General features: G+C 35.6%; 21 protein-coding genes and 1 pseudogene. 4 read left to right on the plus strand and 18 right to left on the minus strand.

The genetic code is table 11. The annotated features are described in order from the left end of the window. Position 1: 1 nt before the first annotated feature. From LZF87_RS10490 to pelF, 4 genes are all read right to left on the minus strand, one after another. Positions 2 to 1,870 carry a hypothetical protein gene (locus tag LZF87_RS10490; RefSeq protein WP_244338938.1) on the minus strand — a complete coding sequence of 623 codons (1,869 nt, stop codon included), beginning with the start codon at positions 1,868 to 1,870 and terminating at the stop codon, positions 2 to 4. A gap of 108 nt (positions 1,871 to 1,978) precedes the next feature. Beyond that, on the minus strand, positions 1,979 to 2,788 hold the full coding sequence (locus LZF87_RS10495) for an endo alpha-1,4 polygalactosaminidase (protein WP_244338939.1): 810 nt from the start codon (positions 2,786 to 2,788) through the stop codon (positions 1,979 to 1,981). Further along, positions 2,775 to 4,391: a hypothetical protein gene (locus tag LZF87_RS10500; protein WP_244338940.1), complete on the minus strand. Its 1,617-nt coding sequence runs from the start codon at positions 4,389 to 4,391 to the stop codon at positions 2,775 to 2,777. The genes LZF87_RS10495 and LZF87_RS10500 overlap by 14 nt, the downstream gene beginning before the upstream one ends. 12 nt (positions 4,392 to 4,403) lie before the next feature. Beyond that, positions 4,404 to 5,951, minus strand: a complete 1,548-nt coding sequence (pelF, locus tag LZF87_RS10505; protein ID WP_244338941.1) for a GT4 family glycosyltransferase PelF — start codon at positions 5,949 to 5,951, stop codon at positions 4,404 to 4,406. 369 nt (positions 5,952 to 6,320) lie between these two features. Here pelF and LZF87_RS10510 point away from each other — a divergent pair, with 369 nt between their 5' ends. From LZF87_RS10510 to LZF87_RS10520, 3 genes are all read left to right on the plus strand, one after another. Continuing rightward, positions 6,321 to 6,689 carry a hypothetical protein gene (locus LZF87_RS10510; protein WP_244338942.1) on the plus strand — a complete coding sequence of 123 codons (369 nt, stop codon included), beginning with the start codon at positions 6,321 to 6,323 and terminating at the stop codon, positions 6,687 to 6,689. Positions 6,690 to 6,873: 184 nt separating this feature from the next. Next, positions 6,874 to 7,149: a DUF3817 domain-containing protein gene (locus LZF87_RS10515; protein ID WP_244338943.1), complete on the plus strand. Its 276-nt coding sequence runs from the start codon at positions 6,874 to 6,876 to the stop codon at positions 7,147 to 7,149. Positions 7,150 to 7,158: 9 nt separating this feature from the next. Next, a complete protein-coding gene (locus tag LZF87_RS10520; protein ID WP_244338944.1) occupies positions 7,159 to 8,397 on the plus strand; it encodes a mechanosensitive ion channel family protein in 1,239 nt (412 codons plus the stop codon). 1 nt (position 8,398) lies between these two features. Here the strand turns inward: LZF87_RS10520 and LZF87_RS10525 are convergent, their stop codons facing one another. Further along, on the minus strand, positions 8,399 to 8,767 hold the full coding sequence (locus tag LZF87_RS10525) for an acyl-CoA thioesterase (protein ID WP_244338945.1): 369 nt from the start codon (positions 8,765 to 8,767) through the stop codon (positions 8,399 to 8,401). Beyond that, positions 8,764 to 9,183 (minus strand): NUDIX domain-containing protein, encoded by a 420-nt coding sequence (locus LZF87_RS10530; RefSeq protein ID WP_413614303.1) that lies wholly within the window; start codon positions 9,181 to 9,183, stop codon positions 8,764 to 8,766. The genes LZF87_RS10525 and LZF87_RS10530 overlap by 4 nt, the downstream gene beginning before the upstream one ends. Before the next feature lie 94 nt (positions 9,184 to 9,277). On the opposite strand from LZF87_RS10530, the gene LZF87_RS10535 reads away from it, so the two are divergent. Next, positions 9,278 to 9,673 (plus strand): glyoxalase, encoded by a 396-nt coding sequence (locus tag LZF87_RS10535; protein ID WP_244338948.1) that lies wholly within the window; start codon positions 9,278 to 9,280, stop codon positions 9,671 to 9,673. A gap of 77 nt (positions 9,674 to 9,750) precedes the next feature. Here the strand turns inward: LZF87_RS10535 and LZF87_RS10540 are convergent, their stop codons facing one another. The 12 genes and pseudogenes from LZF87_RS10540 to LZF87_RS10595 form a co-directional block, all read right to left on the minus strand. Continuing rightward, positions 9,751 to 10,416, minus strand: coding sequence for a DUF2461 domain-containing protein (locus LZF87_RS10540; protein ID WP_244338950.1), 666 nt, complete (start codon positions 10,414 to 10,416; stop codon positions 9,751 to 9,753). A gap of 42 nt (positions 10,417 to 10,458) precedes the next feature. After that, positions 10,459 to 11,058, minus strand: coding sequence for a bifunctional phosphoribosyl-AMP cyclohydrolase/phosphoribosyl-ATP diphosphatase HisIE (gene hisIE / locus LZF87_RS10545; RefSeq protein ID WP_244338952.1), 600 nt, complete (start codon positions 11,056 to 11,058; stop codon positions 10,459 to 10,461). A gap of 10 nt (positions 11,059 to 11,068) precedes the next feature. After that, on the minus strand, positions 11,069 to 11,824 hold the full coding sequence (hisF, locus tag LZF87_RS10550; RefSeq protein ID WP_244338954.1) for an imidazole glycerol phosphate synthase subunit HisF: 756 nt from the start codon (positions 11,822 to 11,824) through the stop codon (positions 11,069 to 11,071). A 2-nt stretch (positions 11,825 to 11,826) separates the two neighbouring features. Next, positions 11,827 to 12,552 (minus strand): 1-(5-phosphoribosyl)-5-[(5-phosphoribosylamino)methylideneamino]imidazole-4-carboxamide isomerase, encoded by a 726-nt coding sequence (gene hisA, locus LZF87_RS10555; protein ID WP_244338956.1) that lies wholly within the window; start codon positions 12,550 to 12,552, stop codon positions 11,827 to 11,829. Between the two features lie 7 nt (positions 12,553 to 12,559). Beyond that, positions 12,560 to 13,153, minus strand: coding sequence for an imidazole glycerol phosphate synthase subunit HisH (hisH, locus tag LZF87_RS10560; RefSeq protein WP_244338957.1), 594 nt, complete (start codon positions 13,151 to 13,153; stop codon positions 12,560 to 12,562). Next, entirely contained in the window at positions 13,150 to 14,289 is a 1,140-nt protein-coding gene (gene hisB / locus LZF87_RS10565; protein ID WP_244338959.1) for a bifunctional histidinol-phosphatase/imidazoleglycerol-phosphate dehydratase HisB, read from the minus strand. The genes hisH and hisB overlap by 4 nt, the downstream gene beginning before the upstream one ends. After that, on the minus strand, positions 14,289 to 15,323 hold the full coding sequence (gene hisC, locus LZF87_RS10570) for a histidinol-phosphate transaminase (protein ID WP_244338961.1): 1,035 nt from the start codon (positions 15,321 to 15,323) through the stop codon (positions 14,289 to 14,291). The genes hisB and hisC overlap by 1 nt, the downstream gene beginning before the upstream one ends. Next, a complete protein-coding gene (gene hisD, locus LZF87_RS10575; RefSeq protein WP_244338963.1) occupies positions 15,289 to 16,614 on the minus strand; it encodes a histidinol dehydrogenase in 1,326 nt (441 codons plus the stop codon). The genes hisC and hisD overlap by 35 nt, the downstream gene beginning before the upstream one ends. A gap of 40 nt (positions 16,615 to 16,654) precedes the next feature. Further along, positions 16,655 to 17,512 (minus strand): ATP phosphoribosyltransferase, encoded by an 858-nt coding sequence (hisG, locus tag LZF87_RS10580; protein WP_244338965.1) that lies wholly within the window; start codon positions 17,510 to 17,512, stop codon positions 16,655 to 16,657. Between the two features lie 243 nt (positions 17,513 to 17,755). After that, a complete protein-coding gene (locus tag LZF87_RS10585) occupies positions 17,756 to 18,259 on the minus strand; it encodes a hypothetical protein (protein ID WP_244338967.1) in 504 nt (167 codons plus the stop codon). A 201-nt stretch (positions 18,260 to 18,460) separates the two neighbouring features. After that, positions 18,461 to 19,579, minus strand: coding sequence for an efflux RND transporter periplasmic adaptor subunit (locus LZF87_RS10590; RefSeq protein ID WP_244338969.1), 1,119 nt, complete (start codon positions 19,577 to 19,579; stop codon positions 18,461 to 18,463). A 10-nt stretch (positions 19,580 to 19,589) separates the two neighbouring features. Next, a pseudogene (locus LZF87_RS10595) lies at positions 19,590 to 23,924 on the minus strand (CusA/CzcA family heavy metal efflux RND transporter). Positions 23,925 to 23,989 lie beyond the last annotated feature (65 nt).

Raw genomic sequence — 23,989 nt, forward strand, 5'->3', positions numbered from 1 at the left:
TCTAGAAAATTAAATCATCCGTTTTACTCTGACCGGGATCGTTCTCAATCTCAAAAATTTTGATCAGATGGCTTTCATAAAACACTGATATTTTTCGCCCTCTTTTTTTTAGTTTTTCCAGTTTCGATATCAGTACAGGCGTGATTTCACTGTTAACGATAATGCGGTTTGTTTTACGATCACTTTTTTTATAGACGAAAACCAAAACACTCTTTGGAAGTACATACTCTGGATTTTTTTTTAGAAATTTTTTATTTTTTTTATTTTTAAAATAGATGGAATCCCTTTTCAGGTAATCTTTCGTAAATTCAGTATAATGAATAAAAAAATGCTTGTTTATACTTATTGACTCAGTTGTATAATCATTTACGACGGCATAAGAATAGGGATAAAAACTTGATGTTATTTTTTCATACACATTAATAATATCTCTGGGAATATCATCTGTTTTATGCAGTTTTTTATATTCTTTAGTCTGATAATGAACTGCTGAATACAGTACGCCTCCAATTATAAACAAGGCAAAAACAGGTTTAATGACTTCTGCTTTAGTATAGATGAAATATGAAAATCGGATAATTAAGGCTATTGCGATCCCAAATAAAATAGGGATAAATACTCCTAGTGATAATTTCACCAAGTCTGTATCAATCCAATTGTTATCAATTTCAGACAAGGCTACCAAAAAATTAAAATAAACCAGAAAACACATAGCTGCATTCCATTTTTCATTTTTTAGAAAAATCAACAACAGACAGCAAACCATGCAGAAATAACTTAAATATTGATAGTAAACTATTAATTGTTCATAGGAAACAACCAGATGCGAAAAATAAGTGTAGGTACTAACCGACATTAGACTGGAATGCACAAATAGGACAAGATTGTCACTAAAATGATAACAGGCTGTTCCATATATGATAAAAAGTACCATCAGTGAAATGAAGTATGCCCCAATAGCTATCAGGTTTGAAACTTTATACTTAATCGAAGAAGTTAATAGTCCGATAATTAAAAATGGAAAAACAAGGATAACTAAAGTGAAAATGTCAATTAAACCAATTGCTGTAAAAGCCAGAATATAATTGATAAAACAATTAACATTATTACTGTGCATAAATCCTGGTTTAAGGTAAATAACCATTGCTGGAAGCGCAAAACTGATTGCTAAAAACAAGGCTTGGTGCTGCAATATATAAGTAATGTTTAATGGCATGATGGTATAGCTTACGCTGTAACAAAGAGCTACGATCATTGGGGCAATTATTTTAGAATAGGTGATTTTATTAATTACCCAAAAGAGAAGGACACTAATTAATACTGTCTCTAAAATTCCCATTGACTGCAGCGCTACTTCCGGGCTGACGCTTGTGAATTTTCCGTAGAAATTAATCATGGCAAGTTCACCAATGGTTTGAATTCCATTGGTGAACCATCTCTGAGAATCAAAATCGATGATGCTTTCCAGATCGGAAATCCAGGAACCGGACAGGGAAAACATATCAAATTGATAAAAGATATATCTGCTGTAAAAAGCTACTATGCCAATTGTTGAAAGCAAAAAAAGATACCAAAGCCTACTTTTGCGTTCTTCTGGATCAGAACGTGTTAAAACAAAGAAGCCAATCGGCTTTTTAAGTTCGATATTCTCAATAAGCTCGAAAATATTTCGTTTTATTTTTTGAGAAATTATACCTATGGAATGAGGAATTTGTCTGATTCCAAAATAATCCACAAAAATTACTACCATCAATAAGATTATTACATTCAGCAGATTATATATTCCCAATTGCACTAATCCAAAAACAAGCAACATGATAAGACTTCCATATTTAAACCATTGTTTTGCTATGAAGTCAAAATAATTCACAGATTTGCCATATGATATAAATTTCCTGTTCAAATAAAATAGAAATAATATCATGAAACACAGTCTTACAAAACCTTCAATTATGGCACTCGGAATTATCATAGCCGTTTAGTTAGTAAAATTTGGAACTCCTAGTAGATCGATTGTACCGATAAAATATAAAAAGTTAGTTTTTGAAATCCGTTTTTGTATATCGTTGTAAAGTAATTGTGTATCTGCATACTCTACCAAAATTATGGGGAGTTTGTATTTCCTTCGTATCAGGTTCAATTTCTTAATATATTCATCGTATTCATTTTTTTCTCTGAGTTTATAGTTTTTGTCTGGAAACGAATAATTGCTCGCAACCGATTCCACAACGATACCGTCAATAAAATTATGTGTATCTTCCAAGAGTTCAATTCCTGCATTTTGAAGAATATAATGTTGCGGATACTTTCTTTTAAGATTTCCCATGAAAGCTATAATTTCAGCTTTTTGGTCTTTTTGAGGGCCGAATGTTGTAAAATTGTCTATGTTATCCAGAAACAAACCGTCATAACCATCAAATAACATTCGGTCTATTTCGGAAAAAAGAACCTGATTAGTTGAATCGGATTTTAAATCCAAATAATAACTATCCCAAATTTCATTTTTTCCTAAAGTGATATTTTTTAGTTTTTTATAATGTTTTGTTTGACTGTTTACTTCACCTAAACTGATGTACGCTAAAACTTTTCCATTCAGGCTTTTTACTTTTTTAATATCTGAGGCGTTGAAATTTCTCGATTCGAGGACCACATAATCGTAACCTTTAATTTCAGTCGGATTTAATTTTCCGTAGCAAAAAAAAACATTTGGTTGCTGATCAGCATTTGACCAAACCTTAAATCCTATCAACGAAGGAAGTAAACAGAAGAATAATTTAATACGCTGCATAATAGTAATAATCTAGATTTTTAAAAAACTCAACATTAGCCTTTAATGTCAAAAGCATGAAAACCAAGCAACCCAAAAAAAGTCCTATAACACTATATTCATATGAAATAAACCTGCTCGCAAGAAAGCCCGTTACAGCATTGACGATGCATGCAACAATGATGGCCCTCAAAGGTTTTATGGGTTGACCTAAAGTAAATAGATGTAGCGTATTAAGCATCGCCCATGCCAGAAAAAAATAGCTGAGGGCACCAATTAGAGCGACCCTTAAACTAACTTCTTCAAAAACTTCATTAAACTGTGCCTGATAACCCCAGGAAGATGTCATTATTAGATAAATCATGAAGTAAATGACTACAGCGGAAATGCAAAGAATACCAATATGCTGCCAATACATTTTGTAGAGTCCTCGATTATATTTTTCAGCAAAACTGTAAGACGTATTTTTTTGACCGATATCGATAAATTTCGAAAATGCTGCCAGACTGTATTCCAATACTCCGGAAAGAAGTAAAAAGAATAAAATTGCCACATCCATTCCAATTTCATAATTCTTTTCAAAATAAATAATGTATGGAATAGTGCCGGTCACATCAGCAGACCAAGCCAGAATTCGATCTATAAAAATGAATATATAGATGAGTAACCCGTAAAAAAAATAATGATAGTTTTGGTAGAGCATCACAGGTTTTTTTATTTCCATGTTACAGTCAACCTGAAGTTTGTCGATTTTATTTTTAAAAAAGTAATATAAATAAACCCTTGCCGAAATTACGACTATCGAAATTCCGATCCAATGTGTAACATATATTGAGATGTTGGTATACTGTCTTAGAATAACAGCAATTATTGTAGCTAAAAATATGGCGAAGGAAACAATCCATCGCTGTTTTATAATGTGCAAAGGGGCTATTATCAAAAGAAGCATTCCGACCAAAAAAGCATACATAAATAAAACAAAGAGCAATTTGGCCGGATAAACATGAAAGATGAAATTACAAAAGAAAATGCATAGCATTGTCAAAGCGATTGATTTAGCACCTAATAAGACCAAAAAATTGATTGTTTTATATGTCATGGTATAATCTTCATAATTCCAGTAAAATGAAGCCTGTCTCCCTATTACCTGAACAAAACCACCTGTTGAAATCAGCCCGACAATAACGCCCATTACTACTGCTGTGGATTGCATATGATTAAAACCAATGTAAGTCCACAATGAGTACCCGAAAAAAATGATAGCTAAAATTTGGATGAAAACTGGTAATAAATGCAGAATTCCTAAAGGGTAATATTTGCCAAAAATCCTTACTTTAATCATCAAATAATCTGAAACTTGAAATGTTTTGAATTCTTCATTTTTTTCAAACTCTTTTTCTTTTTTGTTTTTTAGGGCAATGTAATCGGGTGCAGTTACTAACTGATTAAAAACCAAATTTGCCAAAGCACGTATGGAAACCATGCCAAAATCATTCATGGTGTCTTTGTCCCTGATTCCCAATGACTCAATAGTAGCAGCAACCACGCGATTGCTCACGGGTTTGCCGATCTTGTCCTTGATGGCATTTTTAAGAGTTTCTATATTTTTTATATGACTGTTCATTATACAGATTGTTTATGAAGCCTCCATAGTGTTGTTTTGACCCAGATCAATATAAATTTGTTGATTTTCAGATTGTTGCCTTGTTCTTTTCATTATTTTTTCATATGCCTCTTCGTATTCTTTGATAAACTTCCCGATAGTGAAATTCTCAGTCACTTTTCGGCGAGCATTTATCCCCATTTGTTTTCGTAATTCGTCATTTTGCAGAAGTTTGATAACACAATTTCCTATTTCCTCATAGTCTTTGGGTTTACATATGAATCCGCAATCTTCATCCAAAGCTTCCGTAACCCCTCCCACATCGGTCGCCACAACTGGAATTCCACAACTCATGGATTCCAGAACGGTGTATGGGAAACCTTCTGAAATTGAAGTAAGAATGGAAATGTCGCCTTCACAGAAAAGTTGATGCGGTTTACTGTGATAACCTGCCAGTTTAAAATTGTCTTGTAATTGCAGTTCGTTAATAAGATCTTCACATTCTTTAGTATATTCAGGAACGGCGTCATTATCACCATAAACCAAATACTGAACATTTGGAATTTGTTGTTTAACGACGTGACAGGATTTAATCATCGTAATGATGTCTTTTAAGTCGAAAATACGGGCTGCCGCCACTACTGTAGGAATGCCAATCAGCGCTTCGGGTTTGGGAGCGGGGACAAAAAGATTGTGATCTATACCATTGTATATCACATCGATAATATCCGGATTAGCGCCATATAGTTTTTCCCATAAAATATTGAATTTATTAACCGAAAGTATCATGTCAGCCTTATAATACACCAATTCGGTTATGCTTTCTGAAAATTTGACAAGCATTTTTTTAAGAAAATAAGAGTATTCAGAAGAATTGATGGCTAATAATCTTTCACGGATAAATACCCCATGTTCTGTAGCGATCATAGGGGTATTGTATTTGTATTTCAACACTAAAGCAGGAATTACCGGAAAACCTGAAATGGTTAAATGAGAAATATCAACTTTAGGCACATCAATGGAAAGCGGAATCAGAAATCGGTAGATCCAGCGCATTCCAAAAGTCAAATCATTCAATGTGGCTTCCTCTTTGGTGTTTCGGCTCAAATCGATGACCAAATCACAAAAGCACCTCCATACAGCCATACTTTGCATGGTTTTCTTGTAGTCATGTAACTGAAAAAACTGCCACATTTTAAAGATAATATCATCAAAATCTTCAGCTTTTCGTGTATCAGAATAAATATTGGTTATCATTCTCCTGAAAACGGGAATGAATTCTTCTTGGACTATTTTTTCACTCAAATCCTCTTTCTCATCAACAATCGTATAGTAATGTTTTCCGTAGTTGATCATTTCCTGCGGCTCAAACGGCGCCCACAAAGGAACTTGAACTATTTGTTTTACATTCTCGCTTAAAGAGTAACGCGGACTGCTTTCATATTGTGCATTAATGGAATATAAGATAAAATTGGCGTTTTTGATTTCATTACAAAGCATGTGTGACCATGTTGAAACACCGCCACCATTATAAGGATAAGTACCCTCGAGGATCAGAAGAACATCGTACTTTTTATTCATCTCAAAAACTTTTACTCTTCTCTTCGGTAAAAAAATACCTTTCAAAGAAATGAAATACTAAAACTCAATGGGTTGTTTTTGAAACAAAATTCAGCTTGTGGTTAACTGCCTTTAAAATATCGTAACATATTGATTCATATAAATTTAGCTTAAATTTATGTTTTACTTTAAGTATACAGTGTTAAATCAGTTAAATAAAAAAAAATACCGATGAAATGCAGCTACAGTTCGATAATGTGTGCAATGTTTAGTAAGTTTACTTGGGATGACAGATTATAAAAAATAAATGCGTGTTTTTTATTTTAAAAAAGAGAATAAAGTTTATTTTTGCAGTCCAATTTCAAGTTCTTAACTAATCAACAAAATACCGTGGAAAATCCAACTGCACAAAAATTAATCAATAAAATCCAACTAGATTTATTCAAGAACGGATTTAATGCTGAAATATTAATCACAGATTTAAAAAAATTAAGAGAATATGCTCTTGAAGAACAAAATCCTGTGTTAGTTAAAGCTATTCGTTTAACCTATGAGCACATTGAAAACAATAATGGTTTTTTCATTGCCATTCCGGATGACGAACCTATTGAAGGATTTGATGGTACTTCAACCAATGTAACTGAGGAAACGACAAATATCGAGAGTCTAGAATATTTGATTTCTCTTTTCTCTGATTTAAAGAACAAAAACAACATAGCTGACTTAAGAGAATACAGCAAATCTTTTTTGGCGTATTAATTTTAAAGAACAATCTTTTTACAATATGAGAACTACGCTTAATGCGTAGTTTTTTTATAAGTTTTAGTTAAAAATGGAATTTTTCTTTAATTTCCGCGTTACATTTGATGGGTTTTATGACAAAAACTCAATGTTTAGACATAGTCATATGTTCTAAATATTTAATTTTCAAACTTTTATTTATATGACACGTATTTTTAAAATTATTGCTTTACTGGAAGGACTTTCTCTTTTAGTATTATTCAGTAATATGATTTTCCTGAAACCGACAAATTTCGATTTGTACAAAACCCTGCTCTTCCCTATCGGAATGACTCACGGACTGTTGTTCATAGGCTATATTGTTTTGGCAACAATGTTTAAAATGGAAGACAACTGGACATGGAAAAAATACTTCCAGGTTTGCGTGGCATCGGTAATTCCGTTCGGAACTTTTTATGTTGAGAAAAAAATACTGTAATTTTAAAGTATGAAAATCTTTAATTGGGCACATAAACTCCTTAAATCATGGGATTTTAGCGATACGATGGCTGACTATATTAACTTGGCCGTTAATATTGTAGTCCTTGTTGTTGTTGCTTATATTATAGATTATATTTTTAAAAAGATTTTGATTATTCTGATGGCTATTGTTGCTGAAAGAACAAAATCAACTTTTGATGATTTTTTAGTTGCCAACAAGACGGCCAAATATGTTGCGCACCTTTTTACGCTTTCGTTTGTTTATAAAACCGTTCCCATTATTCTGAAAGAATTCGTATACTGGGAAGGCTTTTTCACGAAAGGGGTTAAATTTTACATCATTATATTGTCGCTTTGGATCATCCGAAGTATTTTTCATTCCCTGAAAGATTACTTAAAAGATAAGCCGAAGTATAAAGATAAACCTATTGACAGTTACATTCAAGTTGTAATGATTTGCTTGTGGGTGTATGGAATTACATACTTTATTTTAACGCTGCTTAACATAGAATTTATAAAGCTTTTAACTGGATTAGGAGCTGTTTCTGCATTAATTATCTTGATGTTCCGGGATACGATTCTCGGATTTATTGCCAGTATACAGGTTACGGTGAACGATATGGTCCGTATTGGTGACTGGATTACCATGGAAAAATATGGTGCAGACGGTGATGTTATCGAAATCAATCTAGTTACGGTGAAAGTGCAGAACTTTGACAATACCATTACCACAATTCCGACCTATTTCCTGATTTCCGACTCGTTTAAGAACTGGCGTGGTATGCTTGATTCGGATGGGCGCCGTTTAAAACGCTCGATTCTTTTGAAATCCAGTAGTATCCGCTTTTTAAATGAAGAGGAAATTGAAAACTTAAAGAAAATTCAATTGATTTCATCATATCTGAACGAGCGTCAAATGGATATCGATAATTTCAATAAAACGAAATTTATTGACAAGTCGGTCTTGATAAACGGCCGCAACCTGACCAATTTTGGTGTTTTCCGTAAATATATAGACCTGTACATTGCCAACCATCCTGGAATCAACAAGGATATGCTGTTTATGTGTCGACAATTACAGCCTACGCAAAACGGTATGCCATTGGAGATTTATGCTTTCGTAAAAGATAAAAACCTAGTGGAATACGAAGCGATAATGGCCGACATATTCGATCATATTTTAGCATCTGTCCGCTATTTCGAAATGGAAATCAATGAAACCGGTGCGATTAAAATAGAATACTAATCTATTCTTCCACACTCGTTTTTCCGTGAATGGCCGGCTGACCGAAACTGTCCAGATTTACCATCGTAATCGCATCTACAGTGATGATTACGGCTTTTGTCATAACGTTTCGTACTTCACAACGCATCGTGATTGATGTTTTTCCGAATTTTACAATATCTAGACCGATTTCAATAATATCTCCTTGGCGGGCTGAACTCGTAAAATTGATCTCCGACATGAATTTGGTAACAATGCGGTTGTTTTTTAAGATCATGATGGAATATAATGCAGCTTCGTCGTCAATCCAAGACAATAATTTTCCTCCAAATAAGGTTCCGTTCGCATTTAAATCTTCCGGTCTGACCCATTTTCTGGTTTGGTAATTCATAATTCAAATTTTTGTAAGGTCAAAGTTACAATATCTAAATGATCAAATGCTAACTCTGGTAATTTTTTTAAAGAAAACCATGCTACCTCTTTAGCGTCATCAGCGGCTTTGGCAACGGTTTCTGATGAAACAGTTCCAAAATAAGCAACCGAAATCATATGTCCTCTCGGATCACGAAATGGTTTTCCAAAAGCACCAACCTGCTCTAAGTCAGAAACTTTTATTTGCGTTTCTTCTTCCAATTCCCGAATGGCTGCCGCTTTAAGATCTTCATTTTCATCTACAAAACCACCCGGCAAAGCCCAATAGTCTTTATAAGGTTCATTTTTCCGTTTGATCAGAAGCAATTTGTAATCTTCATTTTTTCGAAGGATAACCGCATCGACAGTCACAAATATTTTAGAAGTATACATAATTCAAAGTTTTCAACACGAAACTACTAATAACTTTTCAAATCATGGTATATATCGAATTTTCATTCTTCGTAACTTTAAGTAAAGTATAAAAACCATGGAAAATCGCGACACTTTTCTTATTGATTTGAGAGGAGAACCTCTTGGAACGATTTCGGCTCAGTCAACCTCTGAAGAAATTTTTCAGAACAGGACTTTACGACCTATACTGGTTATACAGAACGAACTTTTTATCGAAGTATTTCTGAATTATGTGGTGAAGCAAAAAAACGTATTCTTTTCATTGTCACCGGAAAAAAAGATGGCATACATTGAAAATGTAATTCAGCGCGACATCAAATTCAGAAATTCGCTCAAAGGAATTATCATTGGACTTTTTACTGTTGAGGAATATAAAGAATACATTAAAAATTCCTCAAACATCAACAAGCGAATGATGAACATGCTTATTGAACGGCTGAAAAGTCAGGTTATGATTTTAATTGAAGAGTAAATTTAACCCTTATTGCACCAATACCACAAACAAAAAAAGCTATCTTGATTGATAGCTTTTTTTATAGATTTTATTTTTTAGTAAAGACTTTCCCCATTAAGATTGGTACTGAGCACTTCGCTCATATAATCAAAAAATGGGCGCATAGCCTGGAAAGTGTCTAATACTTCCTGTTTGAAATTAGGAGATAAAACTTCTTTGTCAGAAAACGGTCGGGTAACCAGATATTGCTTTTTTCTGATTAAATCAATGGCCGGATGCGTTTTATCGAAGCCTTTTGGAGCTGTTTTTAATTCATCACCTTTCAATGCTCCGAAATACTTTTTAAAATTAGTGTCGGCAGTAATCAATCGGATTTCTTCATCATCCATTTCAAACTCTTTACGGATACGGTTTAAATCTTCAGGATTCGGATCCCAAAAACCACCGCCTACAAAACTTTCTCCCGGCTGTATATGCAGATAATATCCTCCACGGAGCATTGGTTTGGAGCGTGAAAAATGAACGCTGAAATGATTTTTATACGGAGCCTTATCTTTGGAAAAACGTACATCACGGTAGATCCTGAAAATCTGAACATGTTCAATGCTGTCTTGCTTTCCTAATAGTTCAGCTATTTCATTGAAAAACACCTTTGCTTCATTATTATGTTTTTCGAATCGCTTTTTATTTTCGGTAAACCATTCCCTGTTGTTGTTTTGCTTCAATTCGGACAGAAAATCAAGTTCGGCTTTTGTAATCATTTTTTTATTTTAAAAATACATCATTTAGAACTAAAAGAAAAATTATTTTTCTCTCGATTGCAGTACTTTTACCACATCGTTCAACTGAAACCCTTTTGCCTGCAATAAAATCAGATAATGAAATAACAAATCAGCGCTTTCATTTAAGAATAAATCGTCGTTGGTATCTTTCGATTCAATAACAACTTCAACAGCTTCTTCACCTACTTTTTGCGCAATTTTGTTTATTCCTTTTTCGAATAAAGAAGCCACATAACTTGTTTGGGATTCGGTTTTTTCTTTACGATCTTTGATAGTTTTTTCTAATTTTGTTAAAAAACCAAATTCCTGATTGTTAAATTCTTGCCAGCACGTATCTGAACCTGTATGACAAGTAGGTCCGACAGGCTTTACTTTAACCAAAAGTGTATCATTATCACAATCTTCCGTAACAGAAATTAACTTTAAAAAGTTGCCACTCTCCTCGCCTTTTGTCCATAACCGGTTCTTCGTCCTGCTGAAAAATGTTACTTTCCCAGTCAAAAAAGTTGTTTCCAGGGCTTCCTTATTCATATAACCTAACATCAATACGTTTTTAGTTTCGTTATCCTGAATAATGGCCGGAACTAAACCGTTAGCATTTTTATTAAAATCTATTTTCATCTTAGTTGTTCTATAATCTGATATCTATATTTTGGTCGCTCAAAAAACTTTTCAATTCAGGAATACCAATCTCCTGAAAGTGAAAAACACTGGCAGCTAAGGCAGCATCAGCTTTTCCGTCTGTAAAAGCATCAGCAAAATGATTCATTGTTCCTGCTCCTCCTGAAGCAATTATCGGAATGTTTACAATCTGGGATAATTTTGCCAGTGCTTCATTGGCAAAACCGTTTTTGGTTCCGTCATTATCCATCGACGTAAACAAAATTTCTCCGGCGCCTCGTTGCTCTACTTCTACTGCCCAGTCAAACAAGTCTAATTCGGTAGCCACTTTCCCTCCAACCAAATGAACCAGCCATCGGTTATATATTTTTTTTGCATCAATCGCGACAACTACACATTGACTTCCGAATTTTGCAGCCAATTCATTAATCAAATCTGGATTTTTTACTGCTGCAGAATTTATGGAGACCTTATCCGCTCCGTTTTTCAATAATGTATCAACATCTTCAACAGATGAAATGCCACCTCCGACTGTAAAAGGAATATTTGTAGAGAAAGCTACTTTTCGGACCAAATCGATTAATGTACCACGCCCTTCTTCAGTAGCAGTTATGTCTAGAAAAACCAGTTCGTCAGCACCGGCTTCGGCATATTTCTTAGCCAATTCCACCGGATCACCGGCGTCTTTTAAATCAACAAAGTTCACGCCTTTTACCGTTCTTCCGTTTTTAATGTCTAAACAAGGTATTATTCTTTTCGTAAGCATTTTTAGTAATTTAAAATGTAATTTTCAAGTTGCTTCAGTTTGATTCGTCCTTCATAAATTGCTTTGCCAATGATCGTTCCTTCACAACCGATGTCTGCTAATCGGGGCAGTTCGTCAAAAGTTGAAATTCCACCGGAAGCGATTAGTTTAACTCCGTTTACCTGCTCTAAAATCTTCTGGTACAAGTTGAAGGAAGGCCCTTCCAGCATACCATCTTTAGCTATATCAGTGCAAATGACATACCGGATTCCCTCCTGTCGATAGTCCTGAATGAACGGAATCAAATCTTCCTTTGATTCTTCCAACCAACCTGAAACAGCTATTTTTTCATTATTGGCATCGGCACCCAAAATAATTTTCTCAGCTCCGTATTTTTCTATCCAATTTTTGAAAATTTCGGGTTGTTTTACGGCAATGCTTCCTCCTGTAATTTGATTGGCACCGGATTCAAAAGCAATTTTCAAATCCTCATCCGATTTTATTCCGCCTCCGAAATCTATTTTTAAACCCGTTTTCATAGCAATTTGTTCCAACACTTTATAATTGACAACCCTACTCGATTTAGCTCCATCCAAATCAACCAGGTGCAAATATTTTATTCCGTGCGCTTCGAATGATTTAGCGACCTCGAGAGGATTTTCGTTATAGATTTTTTTGGTGTCATAATCACCTTTTGATAGACGGACACATTTTCCGTCGATTATATCAATAGCCGGTATAATTCTCATATTAAAACTAGATCTTAGAGTTTAGAAGAAGGAAGTTTTTTAAAATCTGTTCTCCTGCTTCTCCGCTTTTTTCGGGATGAAATTGAACGCCGTAGAAATTATCTTTCTGCAAGGCAGTGGCATATTCAGATTCGTAATTCGATGTAGCAATGGCATTTTTACATTTCGGAGCATAAAAACTATGTACCAGATACATAAATTCATTTTCTTTAATCCCTAGAAACAACTCTGAATGCAAATCATAAATGGTATTCCATCCCATTTGGGGTACTTTTACCGAATTTGAAAATCGTATAACATCAACATCAAAAATTCCGAGTCCTTTAGTATTGCCTTCCTGCGAACTGTTGCACATTAACTGCATCCCCAAACAAATTCCCAAAACAGGTTGTTTTAAGGTTGGAATCAAAACATCCAATCCGTTGTTTTTTAATTGATTCATTGCTGAACTCGCCTCTCCCACGCCGGGAAAAATCACGTTATCTGCTGATTTTATTTCGTTCCAATCGTTGGTAAGAGTTCCCTGGAAACCTAACCGTTCAAGAGCAAACAATACACTTTGCACGTTTCCGGCACCATAATCAATAATGGATATTTTCATAATGTTCCTTTTGTTGATGGTAAAATCATTTTTTCAACATCTCTTTTTACAGCTGCTTTTATGGCTTTGGCAAAAGCTTTGAAAATAGCTTCGATTTTATGGTGCTCATTGGTTCCTTCAGCTATGATATTCAGATTGGCTTTTGCTCCGTCTGTGAACGATTTAAAGAAGTGATAGAACATTTCCGTCGGCATTTGCCCAATCTTTTCGCGTTTAAAATCGGCCTGCCAAACCAGCCAGTTTCTTCCTCCGAAATCAATACTTACCTGAGCCAGACAATCGTCCATAGGTAAACAAAAACCATAACGTTCGATACCTAATTTATCTCCAAGAGCTTTTGCAAACACTTCACCCAATACGATAGCCGTATCTTCAATGGTATGGTGTTCATCTATTTTCAGGTCACCATCTACCACAATATCTATATCGATTTGTCCGTGACGCGCAATTTGATCCAGCATATGATCGAAAAAAGGCAATCCTGTATTTATGTTACTTTTCCCGGTTCCGTCTAAATTTATCGTAATAATGATGTCAGTTTCATTGGTTTTTCGGGTGATGGTTGCCGAGCGTTCTTTTAATTTCAGGTATTCATAAATCGTTTTCCATGAAGTGGTTGTGAGGGCAATAAACGAAGTCAATTCTTCTGCTGAAGATTCGATTTCATTTCCTCCTAAATTTTCCTCATTATTAATAAAAATTGCCTTGGAACCCAGGTTTTTGGCCAATTCAACATCTGTAATCCTGTCACCGATAACAAACGATTTTTCCAAATCATATTCAGGATTATCCAGATATTTAGTCAACATACCGGTTTTAGGTTTTCTGGTCGGTAAATTGTCTTCCAGAAAACTGCGATCTATGAATACTTCATCAAACACAATACCTTCATTTTCAAAAGATTTTAAAATAAAATCCTGTACAGGCCAAAAACTTTCTTCAGGATAACTTTCAGTCCCCAGTCCGTCCTGATTTGTCACCATAACAATTTCAAAATCCAGTTCCTTGGCTATTTTTGAAAGATATTGAAATACTTCGGGATAAAATTCAAGCTTAGATAAACTGTCAATCTGATAATCATTTGGTTCTAAAACTATAGTTCCATCTCTGTCTATAAATAAAACTTTTTTGGCCATTACAATGTTTTTAGCGTGTTGATGAGATATTGATTTTCTTCAGCGGTGCCTACTGAAATACGCAGGCAATTTTCACAAAGAGGCTGATTACTTCGGTTACGGATTACAATTCCTTTTTCGAGTAACTGACTGTATCTTTTTTCAGCATCGTCGACTTTAATCAAAATAAAATTAGCATCCGAAGGATATACATTTTGAATAAAATATACTTGAAGTAATTGTTTAAGTAAAATATTCTTTTCTCCTTTTATTAAAAGCAATTCTATTTCTAAATTATCGATTTCTCTAATGTTTTTTAATGCTTTTTCCTGAGACAAACTGTTCAGATTGTACGGAGGTTTTATTTTATTCAAAACCGATGTTATTTCTGCAGAAGCATATAAAATACCAATTCGTATTCCGGCTAAACCATAAGCTTTGGAAAGCGTTTGCGTGATGATTAAATTCGGATAATTGTTCAACTTTTTCAACCAACTTTCCCTTTCTGAAAAATCGATATACGCTTCATCCAAAACCACTAACCCATTGAAATTCTTTAATAAAGTTACGACACTTTCATTGGAAAAGGAATTCCCGGTCGGGTTGTTTGGAGAACACATAAAAATCATTTTCGTATTTGCGTCTACACTTTTTAAAATGAGATTGATTTGCGGCTGAAAGTCGGTCGATAAAAGCACTTCCCTATTTTCCACCGCATTTAAGTCTGCCAAAACACCATACATTCCGTAAGTCGGCGGAAGTGTAATTACATTATCACGATTAGGTTCGCAGAAAGCTCGAAACAACAAATCCAATACTTCATCGCTTCCGTTTCCTAAGACAATCTGATTTGTATTTACCTTCTTTTGTTTGGCCAGAGCCTCCTTAACAGCACGCTGTTGTGGATCCGGATAACGATTTACTCCATTTTCGAACGGATTTTCATTGGCATCCAGAAAAATCATCTGCTGGTTGAAATCCTTGAATTCATCCCTTGCCGAAGAATAAGGCTTCATTGCCTTAATATTGGTTCGTACTAGTTTCTCCAACTCCATTTTTTATTTTTTTTAAGTTATTAAGACGCAGCGTTACGGCATTTTTGTGAGCCTGTAAACCTTCAGCTTCAGCCATGATTTCAATTGTTTTTCCTATATTTTGAATTCCTTTTTCTGTAATCTTCTGAAACGTCATCGATTTTAAGAAACTATCCAGATTCACTCCGCTGTAGTTTTTCGCATAACCATTTGTAGGCAGCGTGTGATTCGTTCCCGATGCATAATCACCGGCACTTTCAGGAGTATAATTTCCGATGAACACTGAGCCCGCATTTTCGATTCCGTCAATATAAAATTGTTCATTTGCCGCAGCTATAATGAAATGTTCCGGCGCATACTCATTAATAAAATCCAAAGCCTCTTTATCGTTTTCAAAGCAGATTAACTTCGAATTTTTTATTGCTTTTTCGGCAATTTCCTTTCTCGGAAGGTTTTCCAGTTGTTTTTCGACTTCCACACCCACTTCAGAAAGCATTTTTTTGGAAGTCGTAACCAATACAACCTGACTGTCAGTTCCGTGTTCCGCCTGACTTAACAAATCGGATGCTACAAATTTGGCATTGGCTGTATCATCGGCAACCACCAACAACTCTGAAGGCCCTGCAGGCATATCTATAGCCACACCAAATTTTGTTGCGACTTGCTTTGCCACTGTTACAAATTGATTTCCCGGACCAAATATTTTATAAACTTTCGGAATTGATTTTGTGCCAAATGTCATTCCAGCAATTGCCTGTATCCCTCCTACTTTTCTAATTTGAGTGATCCCGCATAAATAAGCTGTAAACAAAATGGCCGGATTGATTTTTCCGTCTTTATCAGGTGGTGTACAAAGAATAATTTCTTTACATCCTGCAATTTGTGAAGGAACTGCAAGCATTAATACCGTTGAAAACAAAGGCGCCGAACCTCCCGGGACATAGAGTCCGATTTTTTGAATCGGTCTTTTTTCCATCCAACAAGTAACGCCTTCTGTAGTATCGATTTTAACCGGTTTGGACAATTGAGCCCTGTGAAAAGCTTCGATATTTGATTTTGCAGTTTGTATTGCTGTTTTTAAATCTTGCGGGACTTTTACAATGGCTTCCTGAATTTCAGTTTTAGAAACACTTAATTCGTCAATTGAAATTCCATCGAAAAAAGAAGTGTATTTACTTATTGCTTCATCTCCTTTTTTTCTTACCTCTTTAAAAATTCCCATTACAGTTTCTTCTATGGATTCAAAACTTTGCGCTGGTCGTTGTGAAATCGCTGTCCATTCGGACACGTTTGGGTTTAGTATTATATTCATCTTTAATTTTTTCATTTATGTCTAATTCTTTTCTCTCTTTTTAAAGTACCATTTTTTCTATCGGACAAACCAAAATTCCTTCGGCACCAGCTTCTTTCAGCTGGTCGATGACGTCCCAAAACTGTTCTTCATTGATGACAGAATGCAGGCTGCTCCAGTCTTTTTCTGCTAAGGGCAAGACAGTTGCGCTTTTTAAAACTGGCAGGATCGAGCTAATCGTCTCAATCTTATCATTAGGAACATTCATTAAAATGTATTTTGATTTTCGGGATTTTAAAACCGATTGAATTCTGAAAATAAATTTGTCCAAAATCTCTTTTTTTTCAGCTGAAAGCTTGGGTGAAACAGCTATTACGGCTTCACTTTTAAGGATAACAGCCACTTCTTTAAGGTTGTTTTTGAAAAGAGTATTCCCTGTGGAAACTATGTCGACGATAGCATCCGACAATCCGATATTTGGAGCTATTTCCACCGATCCCGATATTTCGTGTAATTCTACCGAGATGTTTTTGGAATTGAAGTAATTTAAAACCGTGTTGGGATAAGAAGTCGCGATACGCAAACCATTCAAATCGGAAATTTCATTGAATTTGAATGATTCCGGAACCGCTACAGATACGCGGCATTTTGAAAAACCAAGACGTTCTGCGATTTCAATAGCAGCACCTTTTTCCACCAATAAATTATCTCCAACGATGGCGATATCCGCGACACCATCCATAAGGTATTGCGGAATATCTGAATTGCGAAGGAATAAAATTTCAAGAGGAAAGTTTGATGCAGCTGCTTTAAGCTGATCGTTTCCGTTTTCTACGGATATACCGCAATCGTTGAGGATTTTTAGGCTGTCTTCATTAAGACGTCCTGATTTTTGAATTGCAATTTTTAATGTACTCATTGTTTTTCTGTTGGGAAATTATGTCTGAGTACAACGAAATGAGTGCAAATAAAAAACCCGTTTGATGTACTCAAACGGGTTTTAAAAATATATGATTTATACACATACCATTATCACTTCGCTTGAGCGGAGAAATAATGATGATGATGTAGTTGGTTTAAAAACATTTTCTTTTGTTTTGATACTGCAAATTTAAAGTCATTATTTTTATAAAAACAAATAAATTTAAAAAAAATATGCTTTTTAGTGATTTTTTTCGTGGTGTTCGTCGCCGAATTCCTGAGCAGAATCTGCGTTTCCGCTTACATTTTCACGGATTTCTGTATGACGGATTTCACCTCCGGTAGTCCCTGTTTTTTGCGCTAAAAATACACCACCAGCAGCAATTACGATTGCGAAATAAGTAATCATATTGGCCTTAGCATGCTTTTTAATATTCAAAAACAAACCTAATAATGAAACCGCTCCCAAAGCATACAGAACTAGGGCAAGTTTTTCGGCAATTTCTTCGTGTTCGTGAATTATTTCATGGGTTACGGATGGAAGTTTTTCTGCAAGCTCTTCCGCTCCTTCTCCGGTATTCATGCTGGCGAACCCAAAAATGGCTGCAACAACAAATAAAATATAAGCCGTATTTTTAACGGCATCATTTTTATAAATCAATCCTGCAATTAAGATTCCGAGGCCGAAAATGGTTCCGATAATTGGAAAATGATTTACCAACATGTGTAAATGAGCGTCGTTCATAGTAAATGGTTTAAAATAGGTTTGGTTAACTTTAATTCATTCCGATAATGGAAAATCAAATATATTGTATTTTTTCGATCCAAAATACATAAAGAACATAACGGAATTACGGTATCCAAAGAAAAAATATAATTTGGGTACGTAACCTGCTCTTCGACTCCGTATTTTTCCGATCTGAATTATAATATAAATAATTGATAGTTAATTAGCTACATCGAAAACTCCTTTCGTAAGCAGTTTTGAATCGGAATTGATTTTACTGTTCGGAATAATTTCAACAAATTTTTCAGATTTTTCACCGGTTTCCACTCCAACCTTTTTAAATGAATAGGTGTTTTGGTCATTATTCTCCAATAAAAGGACGAAATTCTTATTGTCTTCCGTAACCAAAGCCTCAGACGGTATGGCTAATCCTTTTTTTGAATTTACAATAATCTGAGCTTCGACGAACATTCCGGTGAGCAGTTTTTGTTTTACGTCATCAGATAAATGTCCATGAACATTAATGGTCCGGTCTTTCCCTTCGATAGACTTTCCAACCAAATGAACCTGAGCGTCATAGATGTCTTTTGTGGCTTCCGGTACCGTAAATTTAATGGATTGACCTTCTTTTATCTTCAGTATATCTTTTTCAAAAACAGCCAATTCCAAATGCAAATGGTCGGTTTGAACGATTTCTAAAATTACATCCGATGGTGCTATAAACATTCCCTTATTTACATTCATAACCACAACATCTCCCGAAATCGGAGCGTAAATCGTGATTGTCGACGTTAATTTTCCACGTTCCACATTTGTCGGATTAATATTCAGCAATAACAGTTTTTCTCTTAATCCGTTGTACATGGCTTTGGTTTTGCGATAGTCACTTTCCGCCTTCAGATAGTTTTTCTGGGAAGAGATTTTTTCGTTGTACAACGTTTTTTGTCTTTCATATTCCGATTTCAGATAATTGATCTGCTCAGCTACTTCGAGATAATCTTTCTGCAGGTCAATAAAATCGGTATTTTCCAGTGTTACCAATGCTTGTCCTTTGGACACCCTATCGCCAACCAATAACGTAGTTGATTTTACGTATCCGCCCAAAAAAGTGGTTACTTTCGCTCTGTTCTGAGGTGGAACATCAATTTCTCCGGATGCTTTAACAGTAACGTTAAAATCCTGTTCCGTGGGGTTGGAAATTTCCATTCCTCCCGATTGAAACTGTTCTTTCGTTATCGAAATTAAGCCGTTATTCCCATTTTCCTGCGGAGTATTTTCCTCTTTTTTACAGGAAATCAATACGAAAACCGCGAGTAGTGTCAATATGTGTTTTTTCATTGGTAACCGATTAAAAATTAAGGTATTGAATATCCAGTTGGGTTTTGTTGAATTGTAAAACACTATTCAGGTATTCAACTTGTATTGTTGTTGCGTTTTCCAGACTCAGTATGTACTGAAAGAAATCGATTTCGCCTTGTTTGTAGCTCATGGTTCCTACTTTTACGATTTCTTCCGATAATTTTTTGCCGTACTGATTGTAATAATTGATGGCTTCCTCATGTTTTTTCAATTCATTGGTTTTCTGACTGATGTATTTTTCAATTCTGACTACTTCGTTTTGTCTTTGTTGTTCCCAACTCTGCAATTCCAGTTCGGCCACTTTTGACTTTGCAACTGTACCCGAAAATAAAACAGGTATGGCCACACCTACCTGAAATCCATACAGCGATTGCGATAAACCGCTGTTTCTGCCCTGAAAATATTCAAAGTTTAAATCGGGAAGCCAGTTCTGTTTCTGGAGAGCCAGATTATTTTCATGTATTTTGGTAATATTTTCAAAATAAGAAGTATAAAGTTCTTTATTTGAATCCATACTTGATGCCTGAAGCGGTGTTATTATATTATTTCTGATGATGATGGCCTCATCCGATTGCAATAAAGACTGCAGCAGTTCGTAATTCGATTTCTTTTCTTTATCAATCTGGGAAAGCGTGGTTTTTATTTGTCGGAATTTAGCCTGAGCAGTAATTTTTTCAAGATAGTTGGTTTCCCCCAATTCAAATTTCCTGTTGCTGGCGTTAGAGAAATTTTCATACAAACTATCGAGATAGTGATACAGTTTTTCCTGATGCTGCAGAAATACGATTTCATTATAGACCGTGCTGATGCCATGAGCCAGTTTGTTTTTCTGAATCTCAAAACCCGATTGTTTTGTCGCGTATTCCGATTTGTAAAGTTTCTTCTGAGCCCCATAAACCGTAGGAAAAGAAAAATTTTGTTGTATTCCAAAAACCTTTAACGGTACATTATTCACAGCCAGATTGTTTTCATCATAACTGTAATACAAATTAGTTTTATCAAAGGTGAAAGCCGATTTAATATTGGCTTTAGCCTTGTCAACCTGCAATTGTCCGGCTTGAATCCCTTTATTATTCGCTATTGCTTTTAAAAGTAAACTGTCTAATTCGTGAGTGGGATTTTGAGAAAAAGCAAAAGATGTGCTTAGCAAAAGTAAAATAACTGAAAGCTTTCCGTTGTGCTTTTTACTACGTATTGTTTTTTTAAATTTCTTAGTATCAAACACCTTGAACAACACAGGCAAAACAATCATGGTTAATAACGTTGCAGTAAACAAGCCTCCGATGACTACAGTGGCTAAAGGACGTTGTACCTCCGCTCCTGCTGAAGATGAAATCGCCATGGGAAGAAAACCCAATGCTGCGGCTGAAGCCGTTAATAAAACAGGACGCAGACGGTCCGAGGTTCCTTTTAAGATTAATTCGTTCATATCTTCAATCCCTTCATGTTTCAATTCTTTAAAATGTTCAATCAATACGATTCCGTTTAGAACGGCAATACCGAAAAGTGCAATGAATCCAACTCCTGCTGATATACTGAACGGCAAATCGCGCATCCATAGAAATAAAATACCGCCCACGGCCGAAAGCGGAATGGCGGAATACACCAACAAAGCTTCTTTTACAGACCCGAACGCAAAGTACAACATGATAAATATCAACACCAATGCAATCGGAACAGCAATCATTAGGCGTACTTTGGCACTTTGAAGATTTTCAAACTGTCCGCCGTATGTTACATGATAACCGGAAGGCAGTTTGATTTTAGTTTCTATAATACGCTGAACATCATCAACTACGCTTTGCAAATCACGGTTTCTCACGTTAATTCAGACAACAATCCTTCTTCGTGTATTATCTCTTGAAATTTTTGCAGGACCTTCTTTATAATCGATTTCTGCCAATTCTCTTAACGGAATTTGGTCTCCAACCGGTGTTGATACGTATAAATTTCTCAAATCTTCAATGTCTTTTCGGTTGGTTTTGTCCAATCGGATGACCAAATCAAATCGCTTTTCGCCTTCAAAAACGCTCCCCGCGGTTTTTCCAGCAAAGCCAAGGGCGATAATTTCATTTAAATCGGAAATATTCAAACCGTATCGTGCAATTTTACTGCGGTCGTAGCGAACTGCCATTTGTGGCAAACCTTCAGTTTTCTCAATAATGACATCCGATGCACCTTCCACATTTCTTATGGCTTTCTCAATTTCTTTGGCTTTTCGTGCCAATACCTCCAGATCTTCTCCGAAGATTTTCACGGCCAAATCGGAACGTGTACCTGAAATCAGTTCGTTAAAACGCATTTCTATGGGTTGGGTAAACTCAATTTCCATATTCGGAATTTGTTTTTCTATGGCTGTCTTAATTTTATCTGCCAATTCATCCTTGCTGTCGGCTGAAACCCATTCCGATTTTGGTTTAAGTTTTACGATTACATCACTTTCTTCCATACTCATCGGGTCTGTTGGTACTTCAGCTGCACCGATGCGGCTGACCACCTGACTGACTTCGGGGAAATTTTTCAGGATTATTTTTTCAATTTTAGTGGTGGTGGCTATCGTTTTGCTCAGAGATGTTCCGGTTTTTAAAACAGGCTGAATCACGAAATCACCCTCATCTAATGTGGGAATAAATTCACCTCCCATCGTAGCAAACAAACCAAAAGCCAGTAAAAGCAAACCAAAAGCACCGTAAAGTACTTTTTTCGTATTTCCTATTGCCCAGGTAATTACAGGCAGGTACCAGGAATTTATTTTGTTGATTAACCGGTTTGAAAAAGAATTCGGATTTTCTTCTTTCGGGATTAAAAACAAGGACGACATAACAGGTACATAGGTAAAGCAAAGCAACATAGCTCCCACCAATGCGAAACTGAACGTCATCGCCATTGGTTTAAACATTTTACCCTCTACACCCGACAGTGAAAGAATCGGAATAAAAACTATCAGAATGATTAATTGCCCAAAAACGGCTGAATTCATCATTTTTGAAGCGCTTTTAAACGTAATCTTATCAATTTCTGATTGTTGTCCTTCTTTAGGCAACAGTATCAGTTGTGATGAATTTTGTGATATCTGAAAAGCTATGAATTCTACAATGATAACGGCTCCGTCTATAATTATACCAAAGTCGATTGCTCCTAAACTCATCAGATTGGCATCGATTCCCAAAATATTCATAAATGAAATGGCAAATAACAGACATAAGGGAATAACCGAAGCCACCACCAATCCGGAGCGCCAGTTACCTAATAAAAGAACCACCACGAAAATTACGATAAGGCATCCTAATATAAGGTTTTCAGCCACAGTAAATGTGGTTTTGGTAACCAGTTCACTTCTTTCCAGAAAGCCGTTAATATAAACCCCCTCCGGAAGTATTTTCTGAATTTGGGCAACACGATTTTTAACATCTTCGATAACTTTTTTCGAGTTTGCTCCCTTTAACATCATGACCTGACCTAATACCTTCTCTCCTTCCCCATTGGCCGTGATGGCTCCGAAACGATTAGCGCTTCCGAAACGAACCTGAGCAACATTTTTAATGTAAACGGGAATACCGTTGTCATTTTTAACCACAATATTCTCTATATCCTGGATGGAATTAACTTTGCCTTCTCCCCTTATAAAGTAACTTTGATTTTCTTTTTCGATATAAGCGCCCCCGGCAATGCTGTTGTTGCTTTCTAAGGCTTTGAATACTTCGTGTACTTCAATCCCCATGGCTTTTAAGCTTCCCGTATTGATGGCGATTTCATATTGTTTTAAAAAACCTCCCCAAGTATTAATTTCAACGACGCCTTTAATTCCGGAAAGTTGTCTTTTCACGACCCAATCCTGCAGAGTGCGTAAATCGGTTACCGAATATTGATTTTTGTATTCTGGTTTTACATCAAGCGTATATTGGTAAATTTCACCCAAACCTGTTGTAATGGGGCCCATTTCAGGCGTTCCGAAACCTTGCGGTATTTTTTCCGAAGCTGATTTTATTTTTTCGGCAATTAATTGTCTGGGCAGATAGGTTCCGGATTCGTCATCAAAAACAATTGTTACCACCGACAATCCAAATTTTGAGATGGAGCGAATTTCATTAACCCCGGGCAAATTGGCCATTTCTAATTCTACCGGATACGTAATGTACTGTTCGATATCCTCGGTTGAAAGATTACGTGATGTGGTAATTACCTGAACCTGATTGTTGGTTACATCCGGCACCGCTCCAATTGAAATCTGAAACATGGAAAACAAACCGAATCCAAAAATCCCAATAGTAAAGAGGATTACTATAAACTTATTATTTAAGCTGAATCGTATTATTTTTTCCATCGCAATAAATTTTAACAAATTTAAAAATGAAAGAAAAAAAACATCTTAAGACAGCCTTAATATCA

The sequence above is a fragment of the Flavobacterium enshiense genome (genome assembly GCF_022836875.1).
Taxonomy (GTDB): Bacteria; Bacteroidota; Bacteroidia; order Flavobacteriales; family Flavobacteriaceae; genus Flavobacterium; species Flavobacterium enshiense_A.